The sequence below is a fragment of the Bacteroides caecimuris genome, assembly GCF_001688725.2.
Lineage (GTDB): Bacteria > Bacteroidota > Bacteroidia > Bacteroidales > Bacteroidaceae > Bacteroides > Bacteroides caecimuris.
In genome coordinates, this window is sequence record NZ_CP015401.2 from 1707112 (window position 1) to 1723508 (window position 16397).

12 protein-coding genes and 1 pseudogene are annotated in these 16397 nt (G+C 44.8%); 6 read left to right on the plus strand and 7 right to left on the minus strand.

Features of this window, described 5'->3' with window-relative positions; all coding sequences use genetic code 11:
- Positions 1 to 198 precede the first annotated feature (198 nt).
- The 3 genes from A4V03_RS07155 (at position 199) to A4V03_RS07165 (ending at position 4696) form a co-directional block, all read left to right on the plus strand.
- Positions 199 to 645: a hypothetical protein gene (locus A4V03_RS07155; protein WP_065538422.1), complete on the plus strand. Its 447-nt coding sequence runs from the start codon at positions 199 to 201 to the stop codon at positions 643 to 645.
- A 291-nt stretch (positions 646 to 936) separates the two neighbouring features.
- Positions 937 to 2601: a putative transporter gene (locus tag A4V03_RS07160; protein WP_065538423.1), complete on the plus strand. Its 1665-nt coding sequence runs from the start codon at positions 937 to 939 to the stop codon at positions 2599 to 2601.
- Positions 2602 to 2701: 100 nt separating this feature from the next.
- Positions 2702 to 4696 (plus strand): fructose-bisphosphatase class III, encoded by a 1995-nt coding sequence (locus tag A4V03_RS07165; protein ID WP_065538424.1) that lies wholly within the window; start codon positions 2702 to 2704, stop codon positions 4694 to 4696.
- A 195-nt stretch (positions 4697 to 4891) separates the two neighbouring features.
- On the opposite strand, the gene A4V03_RS07170 is transcribed toward A4V03_RS07165, so the two are convergent.
- The 5 genes and pseudogenes from A4V03_RS07170 to A4V03_RS07190 all read right to left on the minus strand — a co-directional run.
- Positions 4892 to 6040 (minus strand): LA_2272 family surface repeat-containing protein, encoded by a 1149-nt coding sequence (locus A4V03_RS07170; RefSeq protein WP_065538425.1) that lies wholly within the window; start codon positions 6038 to 6040, stop codon positions 4892 to 4894.
- Positions 6041 to 6094: 54 nt separating this feature from the next.
- On the minus strand, positions 6095 to 7753 hold the full coding sequence (locus tag A4V03_RS07175; RefSeq protein WP_065538426.1) for a long-chain fatty acid--CoA ligase: 1659 nt from the start codon (positions 7751 to 7753) through the stop codon (positions 6095 to 6097).
- A 315-nt stretch (positions 7754 to 8068) separates the two neighbouring features.
- Positions 8069 to 9139: a GDP-L-fucose synthase family protein gene (locus A4V03_RS07180; protein ID WP_065538427.1), complete on the minus strand. Its 1071-nt coding sequence runs from the start codon at positions 9137 to 9139 to the stop codon at positions 8069 to 8071.
- A 100-nt stretch (positions 9140 to 9239) separates the two neighbouring features.
- Positions 9240 to 10310, minus strand: a complete 1071-nt coding sequence (gene gmd / locus A4V03_RS07185) for a GDP-mannose 4,6-dehydratase (RefSeq protein ID WP_065538428.1) — start codon at positions 10308 to 10310, stop codon at positions 9240 to 9242.
- Between the two features lie 138 nt (positions 10311 to 10448).
- A pseudogene (locus tag A4V03_RS07190) lies at positions 10449 to 10994 on the minus strand (cation:dicarboxylate symporter family transporter); the annotation flags it as partial.
- Positions 10995 to 11123: 129 nt separating this feature from the next.
- Here A4V03_RS07190 and gnd point away from each other — a divergent pair.
- The 3 genes from gnd (at position 11124) to pgl (ending at position 15139) form a co-directional block, all read left to right on the plus strand.
- Entirely contained in the window at positions 11124 to 12599 is a 1476-nt protein-coding gene (gene gnd, locus A4V03_RS07195; protein ID WP_065538430.1) for a decarboxylating NADP(+)-dependent phosphogluconate dehydrogenase, read from the plus strand.
- A 312-nt stretch (positions 12600 to 12911) separates the two neighbouring features.
- Positions 12912 to 14408: a glucose-6-phosphate dehydrogenase gene (zwf, locus tag A4V03_RS07200; RefSeq protein ID WP_065538431.1), complete on the plus strand. Its 1497-nt coding sequence runs from the start codon at positions 12912 to 12914 to the stop codon at positions 14406 to 14408.
- Entirely contained in the window at positions 14405 to 15139 is a 735-nt protein-coding gene (pgl, locus tag A4V03_RS07205; protein ID WP_065538432.1) for a 6-phosphogluconolactonase, read from the plus strand. Before zwf ends, pgl begins: the two co-directional genes overlap by 4 nt.
- Before the next feature lie 59 nt (positions 15140 to 15198).
- Here the strand turns inward: pgl and A4V03_RS07210 are convergent, their stop codons facing one another.
- On the minus strand, positions 15199 to 15411 hold the full coding sequence (locus tag A4V03_RS07210) for a hypothetical protein (RefSeq protein WP_065538433.1): 213 nt from the start codon (positions 15409 to 15411) through the stop codon (positions 15199 to 15201).
- A 264-nt stretch (positions 15412 to 15675) separates the two neighbouring features.
- The gene (locus A4V03_RS07215) at positions 15676 to 16374 is read right to left on the minus strand and encodes a LytR/AlgR family response regulator transcription factor (protein WP_065538434.1); all 699 of its coding nucleotides are present in this window, start codon (positions 16372 to 16374) and stop codon (positions 15676 to 15678) included.
- Between the last annotated feature and the right edge of the window lie 23 nt (positions 16375 to 16397).

Consider the following 16397-nt stretch of genomic DNA (forward strand, 5'->3'; position numbering starts at 1 on the left):
TGTGTTGTTAGTGGGAGGCAAAGATACAAGAATTCTTTGAAATAGACTTCACCGGAGGAATTTACCCCTGGATTTAGGCAATTTCCTCCCGATAAGTAGGAGTTTTCAGTTTCATGGGGAAAATTCATTCTCTACTTTTGCTCTATCGAAAGAGAAATGATATATAATAGTTTAGTGAACCATTAAAAATAAAGGAATATGAAAACGAGCACATTTAAATACTTCGGTTTGGCATTGATGGCTATATTGATGGTAAGTTTTACCTCTTGCGAAGTGGAAATAGACAGTTTCTATGATGATGATAATAATGGTGTAGGGTACTATAACCGTTCAGCTGATTTATGTAGCCGTACTTGGGTCAGTTTCTACCGCGACATGGACGGTAACTATTGCCGTCAGGAACTGGACTTCTTTTTAGACCATACCGGAATCGACCGTATACGGGTGGAATATCCTAATGGAGTAGTAAATCATTATGAATATAATTTCCGTTGGAGTTGGGAAAATTATGCACAGACTTCCATTCGTATGTCATACGGACCGAATGATGTTTCATATCTGGATGATGTATATATCGGTGGAAACAGATTAAGCGGTTATCTGGATGGACGAAATAATTTTGTGGAGTTTCAAGGGAAAAGATAAAGAAATAGGTAAGTGTAAAGGACGAAACAAGTAAAAAGCATTGTTGGAAGGATAACAAGATGCGGGTAAAAAGAGTAATCAATAAGATTTCAGGATATACGAATCAGGGTATAATTAACGTCAGTTCGATTAAGCTTATACTATTTCGATTCTCCTCCTTCAGGAAGGATGGGAAACCATGCGGACGAAATTATATCGAACTTACGTTAATTGGGGCGCGAAATGAAAGCTTAAAAGTTTTGAACCGGACTAAATAGTTTTTATCTTTGCGCCCTATTAGTTTTTATATACATGGAGTGGTTATATAGTCTATTCATCGAACATTCTGCCTTACAGGCTGTTGTGGTACTTTCATTGATTTCTGCCATTGGTTTGGGCTTGGGAAGAGTGCATTTCTGGGGAGTTTCCTTGGGAGTCACTTTTGTTTTTTTTGCGGGTATCCTAGCCGGTCATCTCGGGCTTTCGGTCGATCCGCAGATGTTAAACTATGCAGAAAGTTTCGGACTGGTCATTTTCGTTTATTCCCTCGGGCTACAAGTCGGTCCCGGTTTTTTTAGCTCTTTCCGTAAAGGCGGGGTAACGCTGAATATGTTGGCATTGGGAGTAGTTCTGCTGGGAACGTTGTTGACGGTGGTGACTAGTTATGCAACGGGTGTCTCTCTTCCTGATATGGTGGGCATCTTTTGTGGAGCAACGACAAACACCCCGGCATTGGGAGCTGCGCAACAAACTCTGAAACAGATGGGAATGGACAGCAGTACGCCTGCTTTAGGATGTGCGGTGGCCTATCCGATGGGAGTAGTCGGCGTAATACTTGCTGTTTTATTAATCCGCAAAGTATTGGTCCGCAAAGAAGACTTGGAGATAAAAGAGAAAGACGATGCGAACAAAACTTATATTGCAGCGTTTCAAGTACACAATCCTGCTATTTTCAATAAAAGCATCAAGGATATAGCTCACATGAGTTACCCGAAGTTTGTCATATCCCGTTTGTGGCGTGACGGACATGTCAGTATTCCGACTTCAGACAAGATTCTGAAAGAGGGCGACCGCCTGCTGGTGATAACTGCGGAAAAAGACGCTTTAGCCTTGACGGTACTTTTTGGTGAACAGGAAAATACGGATTGGAATAAAGAGGACATTGACTGGAATGCGATTGACAGCGAATTGATCTCACAGCGTATCGTTGTCACCCGTCCCGAACTGAATGGTAAGAAACTCGGTGCACTCCGGTTGAGAAACCATTACGGTATTAACATCAGCCGTGTTTACCGGTCGGGGGTGCAACTGCTTGCTACTCCGGAATTGGTACTTCAGTTGGGCGACCGCCTGACAGTGGTGGGCGAGGCTGCTGCTATCCAGAATGTGGAGAAAGTATTGGGAAATGCCGTGAAAAGCCTGAAAGAACCCAATCTGGTTGTTATATTTATCGGTATCGTGCTTGGTTTGGCACTGGGGGCTATTCCTTTCTCTTTTCCGGGTGTCAGCACTCCTGTGAAGTTGGGATTAGCGGGCGGACCGATCGTTGTCGGTATCCTTCTGGGGACTTTTGGACCACGGATACACATGATTACTTATACCACCCGTAGCGCGAACCTGATGTTGCGTGCCTTGGGACTTTCCATGTACCTTGCTTGTCTGGGACTGGATGCCGGAGCTCACTTTTTCGATACCGTATTCCGTCCGGAAGGCTTATTATGGATTGGCTTGGGAGCCGGATTGACTATCATTCCAACCGTGTTGGTCGGAGTCGTGGCATTCAAGATGATGAAGATCGATTTCGGTTCTGTATCCGGTATGTTGTGCGGAAGTATGGCAAATCCGATGGCATTGAACTATGTAAACGATACAATCCCCGGCGACAACCCGTCCGTAGCCTATGCGACTGTTTATCCGCTATGTATGTTCCTGCGGGTAATTATCGCCCAAGTGTTGCTGATGTTCTTGTTAAATTGAGAATAGTATATTGCTGAATCGTAATCAGTAACTAGCAAATTGAGAATAGTAACTGGTAACTAGTAATTAGTAAATTGTAAATAGTAAAATAGTAAATAAAATGACTGCTCAAAGTAATATAACTCCTGAAAGCATTGTGAGCGATCTCCGTTACCTGCAACTGCTTTCCCGAAGCTTTCCTACGATTGCCGATGCTAGTACGGAAATAATCAATCTGGAGGCTATCTTAAATCTACCTAAAGGGACAGAGCATTTCCTGACTGACATTCATGGAGAATACGAGGCTTTTCAGCACGTACTGAAAAACGCTTCAGGTGCGGTAAAACGTAAAGTAAATGAAATATTCGGCAACACTCTCCGCGAGGCTGAAAAGAAAGAAATCTGCACGTTGATTTACTATCCCGAAGAGAAACTTCAATTAGTGAAAGCCCGTGAAAAGGACCTGGATGATTGGTATCTGATTACCCTGAACCAACTGGTGAAGGTCTGCCAGAATGTATCTTCCAAATATACCCGTTCGAAGGTTCGTAAATCGTTGCCTGCCGAGTTTTCTTATATTATTCAGGAATTATTGCACGAATCGTCCATCGAGCCGAACAAGCATGCCTATATCAATGTAATTATCAGCACGATTATCACTACCAAGCGTGCCGACGATTTCATTATCGCGATGTGCAATCTGATTCAGCGTCTGACCATTGATTCTCTTCATATCGTAGGCGATATTTACGACCGTGGTCCTGGCGCGCATATCATCATGGACACGTTGTGCAATTACCATAACTTCGATATTCAATGGGGAAATCATGATATTCTCTGGATGGGTGCAGCTTCCGGTAACGATAGTTGTATTGCCAACGTGATACGTATGTCCATGCGCTACGGCAACCTGGGCACGCTTGAAGACGGATATGGAATCAATCTGCTTCCATTGGCTACTTTTGCAATGGATACGTATGCCGATGATCCTTGCACCATCTTCATGCCGAAGATGAACTTTGCCGACGCTCATTATAATGAAAAGACTCTGCGCCTGATCACTCAAATGCATAAAGCCATTACCATTATCCAGTTTAAACTGGAAGCCGAAATCATCGACCGTCGTCCGGAGTTCGGGATGACCAACCGCAAACTGCTGGAAAAGATTGATTTTGAGCGTGGTGTCTTTGTATACGAAGGAAAAGAATACGCTTTGCGCGATACCAACTTCCCGACTGTAGATCCTGCCGATCCTTACCGATTGACGGAAGAAGAACGCGAATTGGTAGAAAAGATTCATTATTCGTTTATGAATAGTGAGAAGCTGAAGAAACACATGCGTTGCCTGTTTACATACGGCGGAATGTATCTGGTGGCAAATTCGAATCTTCTTTATCACGCTTCTGTCCCTCTGAATGAGGATGGCAGCTTTAAGCATGTCAAAATACGTGGTAAGGAATATTGGGGGCGTAAATTGCTGGATAAAGCCGATCAACTGATTCGTACTGCGTACTTCGATGAAGAAGGAGAGGAGGATAAGGAATTTGCTATGGATTACATTTGGTATATGTGGTGTGGACCGGATGCTCCCTTGTTCGATAAGGATAAGATGGCGACTTTTGAGCGTTATTTCCTAGAAGAAAAAGAATTGCATAAAGAGAAGAAAGGTTATTATTATACATTGCGTAACCGGGAAGATGTCTGCGATCAGATTTTGGCAGAGTTTGGAGCTTTCGGACCTCATTCGCATATCATCAACGGTCATGTGCCTGTGAAAACAATTCAGGGAGAACAGCCAATGAAAGCCAATGGCAAGCTTTTCGTTATTGATGGCGGATTCTCAAAAGCTTATCAGCCGGAAACGGGAATTGCGGGATATACGCTTGTTTATCACTCTCATGGGATGCAGCTTGTGCAGCATGAGCCGTTCCAGTCTCGCCAGAAAGCTATTGAAGAGGGACTTGATATCAAATCTACCAACTTTGTCCTGGAATTCAATTCGCAACGGATGATGGTGAAAGATACCGATAAAGGAAAAGAACTGGTGACTCAAATACAGGATTTGAAGAAATTACTCGTTGCTTATCGTACTGGTTTGATTAAAGAAAAGGTATAATTAGTAATCAGTATGCTCAAAGTTGCACGTTTCTGAATTTATTCACCACAGAGGACGCAGAGGACACAGAGCTTTTTTCTGCAAGTAAAGCAGAGCGATAAATACGATTCTAAATGCATGAGACTCTGTGTTACTCTATAGTGAATAAAAAATAGTAAACCTCTGTGTCCTCCGTGTCCTCTGTGGTGAATAAGTTTAGAAAAGAACAATACCCGCTTCGACAATAGCTCCCTTATCGTAATTGCTCGATTTATTATAGAATCTGGTTACCCCATATCCACCTGTTGCAAAGATGCCGAACTTCTTGGTAAATTGATATTCCAGATTGGCACGTGCCTGCAGTGCGTACAGGCGTTTCGGGATGACCTCATCTTTGTTGTCAAAAGCCTCGATATGTTGGTATCCGAGGTCTCCGCTGATGGACAACCCCTTGTAAAGGGGGAAAGACAGACCGGCACGATAGGATGCACTCGCCGAAAACTTATCATTCAATCCCTGATACATAGAACCCACTCCCAATATGGTATAAAACAGCTGGTTCTTGAACCGTACCCCGATATTGGCAGGCGTTGCGTTTCCACCGTATACCATCATTTGCACTTTGGTATCAGGATTGGCATTCACCAAGCCAAGTTGGAAACCTTTCATATCTTCTGTGTAGTAATTGACAAGACCAATTTGAAGTCCGCGCGCTTTCGTTGCGTAGTTGCATAATGCTACTTGTACTCCATTCAGCTTGGATGCGGTTATATTGGCAATTCCTGCTATCTGCAAACCGTTCATGTGTTCGCCTGCTATATTTAAAAGTCCCGAAGCCATCAGACCACCGAAGCTCTGTCCAGTGATATTGGCTATTCCGGAGAAGTGTAAGCCCGAAGCCATGTTGCCCGTCACATTCATGAAACCACTAATCATTACCCCCGAGTTGTTGTCTCCTCCGATGCTCGTCAGCCCGGATATGACTACTCCTTTTGATTTGTCGCCGGTGATATTTACCAATCCGGCAGCAGAAAGCCCTACGGTGTTATCGCCGCTGATATTACTGATACCAGCCAGCTGAACGCCCCTCATAGTACCCCCAGCCAAGTTGGCTAATCCGGTGATTTGCAGTCCGTTCATGTCGCCATGAACTACGCTTCCCAACGCATTGATACCCACACCGTTCAGACGGTTCATGGTAGACAGTAGGCCGATGTTTACGTAGGTCGTCTGTGTACTGTCATGCGGTTGCGTGCATATATCTTTCCAGATGGATATATTGATCCCTGCACTCTTGTTCTGTGCCGGTAAAGAAACGGCAGCCATGAGTATAGCTGCCGTAAGTATTGTTTTCTTTATCTTCATTCCTTTCTCTTTTTCGGTTTAAGTCGTATCTTTCTCTATGCGGCTGGCAATTTATCAGCCTTTTGCTTCCTGATACAAGTAACGCTTGATGCTCTTCTTCGGTGTCTTTTCAAATTCTTCCGGATAGATTTTCATCTTGGATATCTGGCTGTATGCTGGTAGCATGGTGTTCAGCGTCACGCGGTTTTCTTCCATTACTTGTTCGATGTCTTCAGCCTTCAGTCCGTGGGCGAAGGCATCGTCAAAGTCGGGATAAACAAGTCCGACAAGCTTCTCGTTTTGCTGAACGATAATGCTTTCTGCCACGTATGGCAGGTTGTTCAGCTTATCTTCAATTTCTTCCGGATAGATATTTTGTCCGCTGGAGCTCAATAACAGGTTTTTGCTGCGTCCTTTGATCGTTACATTGCCTTCTTCATCCATCAAAGCCAAGTCGCCGGTATGCAACCATCCGTCCTTGTCGATGACTTCCTGCGTGGCTTCTTCGTTTTTGTAATAGCCCAGCATCATATTCGGGCCCTTACATACGATTTCGCCAACGATATTTTGGGGGTCAGACGACAATACCCGTACATCCATGCGTGGCGCAGCCTTTCCGCAAGAACCTAGTTTGAACTTACTCCAATCTTCGTAACAGATAATCGGACCACATTCTGTCATTCCATATCCAACCGTATAAGGGAAATCAATCATTTTCAAGAACTGTTCTACTTCCTGATTGAAAGCGGCACCCCCTACGATGACTTCCCGGAAGTTTCCTCCGAACGCTTTAATCATTTCTTCGCGCACCGTTGCCTTAATCTTGTCGTTGATAATAGGCACTTTCAGCAATATCTTCATCGCCGGAGTTTCCAGCTTCGGAAGCACGCTTTTCTTGATGATCTTTTCGATGATGAGTGGTACGGCAACAATCAGGCGGGGTTTCACTTCTTCAAAAGCCTGGAAGATGATCTTAGGGCTTGGCATACGGGTGAGGAAGTAGATGTGGCAACCTACGGAGAACTCGTAAAGGAATTCGAAAGCCAATCCGTACATGTGTGCCATGGGAAGCATGGAAACTATTTTATCGCCGGCTTCCAGTTCCAACACTTCGAAAGCAAATTTGGTATTCGACCACAGGCTGCGGTAGGGGAGCATGACTCCTTTGGAATAACTCGTTGTTCCTGAAGTATAATTGATGACTGCCAGTTCTTCCGGTTCGTCTTTGTGGTAAGCGACATGCTCTTTGCGGAAATTCTTCGGATATTTTTTGCCGAACATTTCGTTCAGATGTTCGCGTGCATACGTGAGTCGTTCGCTGCGTGACACTAGCAGGGAGAAGTCGTTCATCATCAGGATACCTTCCAGTAGCGGCATTGCCGATTCGTTGAGGTTTTCCCATACCATATCTCCTACAAAGAGTAGTTTGGCTTCGGAGTGGTTGACGATATTATGCACGTTATCTGCTTTAAATTCATGGAGAATGGGTACAATAACGGCTCCATACGTCAGTGTGGCAAGGAAAGTAACTCCCCAGTGGGAGCTGTTTCTTCCACAAACGGCAATTTTGTCTCCTTTGCGGATTCCGCTTTCTTCAAAGATGATATGGAGTTTCTCGATTTTGCGAGCTACGTCTTTATACTGTAAAGTTGCACCTTTATAATCGGTCAGGGCATCCAGATCCCAATTATTCTTGATGCTATTCTCAATATAGGCTATAAAACTTTGTTCCATTGTTTTGCACATTTGGTATTAATTTGGGCAAATATAGCAATTATATTGAGAATGAAGAATTAAGAGTGAAGATTTTTTGGAAATGGGGGAGAGAGTAGTGGGAGGACTGGTAACAAGGATTTGCTTATAGTTATATCGAACTTACGTTAGATTATGCTATGAGCTAAATGGGATATCATTATAGCTAAACAGATTTTCATTATAGCAAAACTGTTTTTCATTATAGCTAATTTAATTATCATTATAGCTAAAAAAAATATGCTATTAGCAAAAAACATTCAGCTAATAGCATATCATTTATAGTTATTTCATTTCTTATTTCAAGTACCATTCGTACATTCTTTGTACGCCTTCTTCGATTTCAATTTTGTGGTGCCAGCCCAGTGCATGCAGTTTTGAAGGATCGGTAAGCTTGCGCATTGTGCCGTCCGGTTTGCTGCTGTCGAAGGTCAGTTTGCCTTGATAGCCTACTGTTTCAACGATCCGTTCGGCCAGTTGGCGGATGGTGATTTCCTTACCGGTTCCGATGTTTATATGGCAGTTGCGGATATCTTTGCTACCTTCTTTATACGTATCTTTAAAGTCCACATGCTCCATCACGAAGACACTGGCATCCGCCATTTCTTCGCTCCATAGGAATTCGCGGAGAGGAGTACCCGTACCCCAGAGAGTGACCTCTGTTTCGCTGATTCCGTATTTTTTCAGCATAGCCAGAATATCCTCTTTCGAGCTGTCGCCGTTGACACCTTCCACCGGACGCTGGTTCATATCCTTGCGTACAGCTTCCCAGTTTCCTTCTTTCAGGCAGTGTGCCAAATGAATCTTGCGGATCATGGCAGGCAATACATGGCTGCGTTCCAGGTCGAAGTTATCATTCGGTCCGTACAGGTTTGTCGGCATTACGGCGATGTAGTTCGTGCCATATTGCAGGTTGAAGCTCTCGCACATTTTCAGTCCGGCAATTTTGGCGATTGCGTACGGCTCGTTGGTATATTCCAACGGTGAAGTAAGCAATACATCTTCCTTCATCGGCTGTTCGGCATCGCGTGGATAAATACACGTGCTGCCGAGGAAGAGCAACTTTTTCACGTTGTGGCGGAAACTCTCTCCGATAACGTTCTGTTGAATTTGCAGATTTTTGTATATAAAGTCGGCACGGTAGATGCTGTTCGCCATGATACCGCCCACAAAGGCAGCGGCAAGGAATACATATTCCGGCTGTTCTTCATCGAAGAATTTGCGGACAGCCATTCCATCCAGCAAGTCGAGCTCTTTGTGCGTGCGGCCTATCAGATTGGTGTATCCTTTATCCTGCAAATTCTTCCAGATAGCAGATCCCACAAGTCCGCGGTGTCCTGCTACATATATCTTTGCATTCTTTTCCATTCTATCTTTTATTAGTTCACCACAGAGGACACGGAGGGCACAGAGGAAAAAATAAAATCCTCCGTGTCTTCTGTGTCCTCTGTGGTGAAATGAAATTCATTTAATGTTTGGTAGCAATCATCCGCTTCACCTTTTCCATATCGTGGCGCACCATGATACGTACCAGTTCTTCGAATGATGTTTTGCGTGGATTCCATCCCAACAAAGTTTTTGCTTTAGTCGGGTCTCCCAGCAGTTGTTCCACTTCTGCCGGACGGAAATATTTAGGATCAACCTCTACCAAAGACTTTCCGGTAGCTACGTCGATACCTTTCTCGTTCACGCCTTCACCTTCCCAACGAAGTTCGATGCCTACTTCTTTGAATGCCAGCGTTGCAAATTCGCGCACAGTGTGCATTTCTCCGGTAGCGATTACGAAATCTTCGGGGACGTCATGTTGCAGGATCAGCCACATACATTCGATGTAATCCTTGGCATATCCCCAGTCGCGGCGTGCATCCAGGTTACCCAGATACAGTTTGTCCTGTTCGCCCTGTGCGATACGTGCGGCGGCAAGCGAAATTTTACGGGTAACGAATGTTTCGCCACGGCGTTCGCTCTCGTGATTGAACAAGATACCGTTTACGGCAAACATACCATAGCTTTCGCGGTAGTTTTTAGTAATCCAGAAACCATATTGTTTGGCTACCCCATACGGAGAACGGGGATAGAATGGAGTTGTCTCTTTTTGTGGAACTTCCTGCACCTTACCGAACAATTCGGAAGTAGAAGCCTGATAGATGCGGGTTTTCTTTTCCAGTCCCAGGATGCGTACTGCTTCGAGCATACGCAACGTACCGATAGCATCGGCTTCGGCCGTGTATTCCGGAACGTCGAATGAAACCTTCACGTGGCTTTGAGCAGCGAGATTGTAGATTTCATCCGGTTGCACCTGTTGAATAATACGAATTAACGAACTAGAATCTGTCATATCCCCATAATGCAGATTGATCGTACGTTTTTGTTTCATGTCGCGCACCCACTCGTCAAAATACAAATGTTCAATACGTCCGGTATTGAACGAAGAAGAACGGCGGAGTATACCGTGTACTTCGTAACCTTTTTGCAATAGAAATTCGGCAAGGTAAGAACCATCTTGTCCGGTGATGCCTGAAATTAGGGCTTTTTTCATACGCTATTATTTAATATAATTGAAAATGTGGGTGCAAATGTCGGTATTTTTTGTGAGCCAGCCAAGTTACTATCCAATTATTTTTCAGCACAGTCATTCAGCATGGTTTTTCTTTGTTATTTTGTCGATAATCAAAGCGATAGCTCCGCCCGGAACTCCCGGGGCGGCTACCATGGTGATGCCCAGCATAAAGATAAATCCGGCAAACAAGGGGAAGTCGAACGGTATTCCTTGCATCATCATCAATGCCAGTGCGCAGGCTACGATTTTCAGTGTGCTGCCCGACAGATGGATGGTGGCGCAGAGCGGAATCACGAAACCTGCCACTTCGGCAGATACCCCGTTCTTTCTGCTCTGTTCCAGCGTTACGGGGATGGTGGCTGCCGAAGACTGTGTGCCCAATGCCGTGAAGTAAGCCGACAGCATTTTATGAAGTAGTTTAAACGGGTTTTTATGTACAAACAGTGCCGCGATGGAATACTGAAAAACTAACAGGAAGATGTGAAGGGCAAAGATGACTCCGATAATTTTAATAAACACCATCAGGATGGAATATACTTGTCCCGAATGTGTCATGTTGAGGAATATGCCAAAGATATAAAGGAATATCCGCACTAGCGGAGCCGGGAAAAAAGTGTCGATGGCAATACCCAAAATGATGGCGATTACGATGCGTGCCAACAAACCGATTTTGATCTTCTTCATCCTTGATTTTATTTGTAAAGCACAAAAATAATACTTAAATCCAAAATATAGCGAACAAATGTGCATTTCAACTGTTACTAAATAAAGAATATTCGAAATATATCAGTTATGACAAATCAGAATAAAACAGAAATCGGACTTATCGGCTTGGCTGTGATGGGCGAGAATCTTGCTTTAAACATGGAGAATAAGGGGTGGCACGTATCGGTCTATAACCGTACGGTTCCCGGAGTAGAGGAAGGAGTGGTAGACCGCTTTATGAATGGTCGTGCGAAAGGTAAAAACATCGAAGGGTTCACAGATATAAAGGCATTTGTAGATTCGATAGCTACTCCCCGTAAGATAATGATGATGGTTCGTGCCGGAAGTCCGGTTGACGAACTGATGGACCAGCTGTTCCCGTTGCTTTCACCGGGCGACATTCTTATTGATGGCGGCAACTCCCATTACGAAGATACCAACCGCCGCGTCAAACTGGCGGAGTCGAAAGGATTTCTCTTCGTCGGCAGCGGAGTGTCCGGCGGCGAAGAAGGAGCCTTGAATGGGGCTTCTATCATGCCCGGCGGTTCGGAGAAAGCATGGCAGGAAGTGAAGTCGATCCTTCAAAGCATTGCGGCAAAAGCACCGGACGGCACTCCTTGTTGTCAGTGGGTAGGTTCTGGCGGATCGGGCCATTTTGTGAAGATGATTCACAACGGTATCGAATATGGTGATATGCAGCTGATTGCCGAAGCCTATTGGGTGATGAAAAAGTTGCTGGATCTGAACAATGAGGAAATGGCTGATGTCTTTGCCCGTTGGAACGAAGGCAAACTGCGCAGCTACCTGATCGAAATCACCGCCAACATCCTGCAACATAAAGACAAATCGGGAGGCTATCTGATTGATAAAATTCTGGATGCGGCAGGACAGAAAGGAACCGGCAAATGGTCGGTCATCAACGCTATGGAACTCGGTATGCCGTTGGGATTGATTGCCACGGCGGTATTCGAACGAAGCCTTTCGGCACAGAAAGACTTGCGTCATCAGGCTTCCAGGCAATATCAGTGTCAACATACACAACCTATATATAATAAGGTGGAACTCGTAAAGAATCTGTTTTCTGCTCTTTATGCTTCCAAACTTGTCTCTTATGCCCAGGGATTCGCCGTGCTGCAACGTGCTTCCGACGCTTTCGACTGGCATCTCGACCTGGCTTCCATTGCCCGTATGTGGCGTGGGGGATGCATTATCCGCAGTATATTCCTGAACGACATTGCTGCCGCTTTCGATGCCGCCGACAAGCCTAAACACTTGTTGCTGGCTCCTTATTTTAAAGAAGAAATGAAAACGTTGCTTCCCGGATGGAAGAACCTGGTGGCGGAAGCCATGAAAGAAGAGCTTCCCGTTCCTGCTTTCTCTTCTGCACTGAATTATTTCTTTTCGCTCACATCTGCCGATCTGCCCGCCAACCTTGTGCAGGCACAACGCGATTATTTCGGCGCGCACACTTTCGAGCGCAAAGATGAGTTGCGCGGACAGTTCTTTCACGAGAACTGGACAGGGCACGGAGGAGATACGAAATCGGGTACGTATAACGTTTAAATAGAAAACAGCTTTGAAATGATAAATGGGGATTTCTATTTCACCACAGAGGACACGGAGGTTTACTATTTTTTATTTACTATAGAGTAACACAGAGTCTTACGTATTTAGAATCGTATTTGACGTCAGTTCGATATAAGCTTGTGCTATTCCTGAAGGAGGGGAAACCATGCGGACGAAGTTATATCGAACTTACGTTATTTATCGCTTTGTTTTACTTACGGAAAGAGAGAGAAGAACTCTGTGTCCTCCGTGTCCTCTGTGGTGAAATATAAATCGTCTCAAAACAGAAACTAAAACCACTCTTGAAAAATGGATAAATTTGCAATGATTATTTTCGGTGCGTCGGGTGACCTGACCAAGCGCAAGCTGATGCCCGCCCTTTACTCCCTCTACCGTGAGAAGCGGTTGACCGGAGAATACTCTATATTGGGTATCGGGCGTACGGTCTACTCTGACGATAACTACCGTTCTTATATATTAGAAGAACTGCAACAGTTCGTAAAGTCCGAAGAACAGGACACAGCTCTGATGGCTTCGTTTGTCTCCCATCTCTACTATCTACCGATGGACCCGGCAAAAGAAGAAGGCTACCCGCAACTCCGCCAACGCCTGTCCGACTTGACCGGTGAGGCACCCCCGGACAACCTGCTGTTCTACCTCGCCACTCCACCGTCACTGTACGGAGTAGTGCCCTTGCACCTCAAAGCTGCCGGACTCAACACCCCCCATTCACGTATCATCGTCGAGAAACCTTTCGGTTATGATCTCGAATCGGCACGTGAACTGAATAAAACGTATGCCTCTGTTTTCAATGAGCATCAAATTTACCGTATCGACCATTTTCTCGGTAAGGAAACCGCCCAAAATGTACTGGCTTTCCGTTTTGCCAACGGCATCTTCGAACCTCTCTGGAACCGTAACTATATCGACTACGTAGAAATCACAGCCGTAGAAAATCTGGGTATCGAGCAACGCGGCGGATTCTATGAAACGGCAGGCGCGCTGCGCGATATGGTACAGAATCACCTGATACAGCTCGTAGCCCTTACGGCTATGGAACCGCCCGCTGTTTTCAATACCGACAATTTCCGTAACGAAGTGGTGAAGGTCTACGAATCTCTCACCCCGTTGAATGAAGTGGATTTGAACGAACATATCGTTCGTGGACAATATACCGCCTCCGGCAATAAAAAAGGCTACCGTGAAGAAAAAGGAGTGGCTCCCGATTCGCGCACGGATACTTATATTGCCATGAAACTGGGCATTAGCAACTGGCGCTGGAGTGGCGTTCCGTTCTACATTCGTACAGGTAAACAAATGCCGACGAAGGTAACGGAAATCGTCGTTCATTTCCGTGAGACACCTCATCAGATGTTTCATTGTGCCGGTGGCAACTGTCCGCGGGCTAATAAATTGATTCTTCGTTTGCAACCGAATGAAGGGATAGTGCTTAAAATCGGAATGAAAGTGCCCGGCGCAGGCTTTGAAGTGCGGCAGGTGACGATGGATTTCAGTTACGCGCAGCTGGGCGGCGTACCCAGTGGCGACGCTTATGCCCGTCTGATAGACGACTGCATCCAGGGCGATCCGACTTTATTTACTCGAAGTGACGCAGTAGAAGCCTCATGGAAATTTTTCGATCCGGTGCTTCGCTATTGGAAAGACAACCCCGACGCACCCCTCTACGGTTATCCCGCAGGTACGTGGGGACCCCTGGAAAGCGAAGCAATGATGCATGAACATGGGGCCGAATGGACGAATCCTTGTAAGAATTTGACGAATACAGATCAATATTGTGAATTATGAAATTATCAGTTTTTCCTTCATCTATTGAAACTTCACGAGCATTAATACTACGCTTGGTGGAAATTATGAATGAAGAGCCGGACAGAGTGTTCAATATCGCAGTCAGCGGTGGCAACACCCCTGCTCTGATGTTCGATTTATGGGCAAATGAATATGTAAAAAGTACCCCGTGGGACCGTATGCGGATTTACTGGGTAGATGAACGCTGTGTGCCTCCCGATGATTCGGATAGTAATTACGGAATGATGCGCAAACTTCTTTTGGGTTTGACGCCCATTCCGTATGAAAACGTATTCCGTATTCGTGGAGAGGCGAAGCCTGCGAAAGAAGCGGTCCGCTATTCGGAGTTGGTCCGTCAGCAAGTGCCGCTGAAGCGTGGCTGGCCCGAATTTGATATTGTACTGTTGGGAGCCGGAGATGACGGACACACGTCTTCCATCTTTCCCGGACAAGAAGACTTGCTGATTTCAAACTCTATTTATGTAGTCAGTGCCCATCCCCGTAACGGGCAGAAGCGCATCGCAATGACGGGATATCCCATTCAGAATGCCCGCTATGTCATTTTCCTGATTACCGGGAAAAATAAAGCCGATATAGTGGATGAAATCTGCCATTCGGGAGACACCGGTCCCGCAGCCTATATAGCTCATCACGCGCAGAATGTAGAGCTGTTTGCGGATAAAGCGGCTGCCGCATATATTGACGATAGTAATAGATGTGGTAATAAATAAGCTGGAACTGTTTGGTAGACGAACCTGACAAAGACTAAGAATAAAAGATTGGAGGAGGATTACACTTGGGTAATCTCCTCCACTATATATTTATCTTGTACTCTTTTACAAGTACAGACAAAGTATTCCGGATGCTTCAGGGCACCTTCTAGAGTATCAGGAAGAACCATCTCTTTGGTACGTCGATCCATTGCCACTGTTGCATATAGAATACCTTCTTTTTTGCATCTTTCAATTAATGCACTTTTTAGTTCTTCTATGCTATATTCCATTTGTGTGAGACTTTAATGGCTGCAAAGTTATGAAAAATATGTATGTTTTCTGCAATAATATTCCTGTAATATATAAAAATGGCTTCCTTGTTCGTCCGCCGACGAGGAAGCCATTAACACAAAAACTAAACTAGACTTAACTAAACTATTCTATTCTTGGAATTTCACAATCCCTTTCTGTTTTCTGCAAAGGTAGATATAAAACGGATTCTAGCAAATTATAATCGACAAAAATTACTTTTTTACCGATAAAATAATGAATAATCAGCTCCTTTCATCAAGAAAAGTCTGAAAAACTTGCTTGTAACTATCGCTGATAGGAATATATGTCTTGTCAAACACGATACGTCCGCGGTCAATCACACGTATTTTATCTTTCTGTACGATGAATGAGCGGTGCACACGCATGAAACGAGTGGATGGCAGGAGTTCTTCCATGGCTTTCATACTCATCAGTGACAGGATAGGTTTGGGAGCGTCTTCCGTATATATTTTAATGTAATCTTTCAGCCCTTCGATATACATGATTTTCTTCAAGTCCACTTGCACTAGTTTGTAGTCGCTTTTCACAAAGATACTGTCTATCTCTTCTGGCTTCTGCACGAGTTCGAACCATTGGAGAGCTTTGTTGGAAGCTTGCAGGAAATCGACGTATGAGATCGGTTTTAGCAAGTAATCGAGTGCGTTGACACGATAACCGTCGATGGCATACTGTCCGAAAGCGGTGGTAAACACAATGCGGGTATGCGGATCTACCATCTTCGAGAACTCCAGACCGTTAAGCTCCGGCATCTGAATGTCCAAAAACAGGAGATCGACCTTTTCGCCCGGCAATTCTTTCATTGCCTGAACCGCACTGGAATACTTTCCTGCAAGTTGCAGGAACGGAGTCTTGTTCACATAACTCTCTAACAGGCTAAGTGCTAAAGGCTCATCGTCAACGATTGCACAACGTAACATCATACTATTTATATTTAAAGTTTGAT

Coding starts and splice junctions, on each gene's coding strand:
- A4V03_RS07155 (WP_065538422.1), top strand. CDS start 199: ATGAAAACGAGCACATTTAAATACTTCGGTTTGGCATTGATGGCTATA.
- A4V03_RS07160 (WP_065538423.1), top strand. CDS start 937: ATGGAGTGGTTATATAGTCTATTCATCGAACATTCTGCCTTACAGGCT.
- A4V03_RS07165 (WP_065538424.1), top strand. CDS start 2,702: ATGACTGCTCAAAGTAATATAACTCCTGAAAGCATTGTGAGCGATCTC.
- A4V03_RS07170 (WP_065538425.1), bottom strand. CDS start 6,040: ATGAAGATAAAGAAAACAATACTTACGGCAGCTATACTCATGGCTGCC.
- A4V03_RS07175 (WP_065538426.1), bottom strand. CDS start 7,753: ATGGAACAAAGTTTTATAGCCTATATTGAGAATAGCATCAAGAATAAT.
- A4V03_RS07180 (WP_065538427.1), bottom strand. CDS start 9,139: ATGGAAAAGAATGCAAAGATATATGTAGCAGGACACCGCGGACTTGTG.
- gmd (WP_065538428.1), bottom strand. CDS start 10,310: ATGAAAAAAGCCCTAATTTCAGGCATCACCGGACAAGATGGTTCTTAC.
- gnd (WP_065538430.1), top strand. CDS start 11,124: ATGACAAATCAGAATAAAACAGAAATCGGACTTATCGGCTTGGCTGTG.
- zwf (WP_065538431.1), top strand. CDS start 12,912: ATGGATAAATTTGCAATGATTATTTTCGGTGCGTCGGGTGACCTGACC.
- pgl (WP_065538432.1), top strand. CDS start 14,405: ATGAAATTATCAGTTTTTCCTTCATCTATTGAAACTTCACGAGCATTA.
- A4V03_RS07210 (WP_065538433.1), bottom strand. CDS start 15,411: ATGGAATATAGCATAGAAGAACTAAAAAGTGCATTAATTGAAAGATGC.
- A4V03_RS07215 (WP_065538434.1), bottom strand. CDS start 16,374: ATGATGTTACGTTGTGCAATCGTTGACGATGAGCCTTTAGCACTTAGC.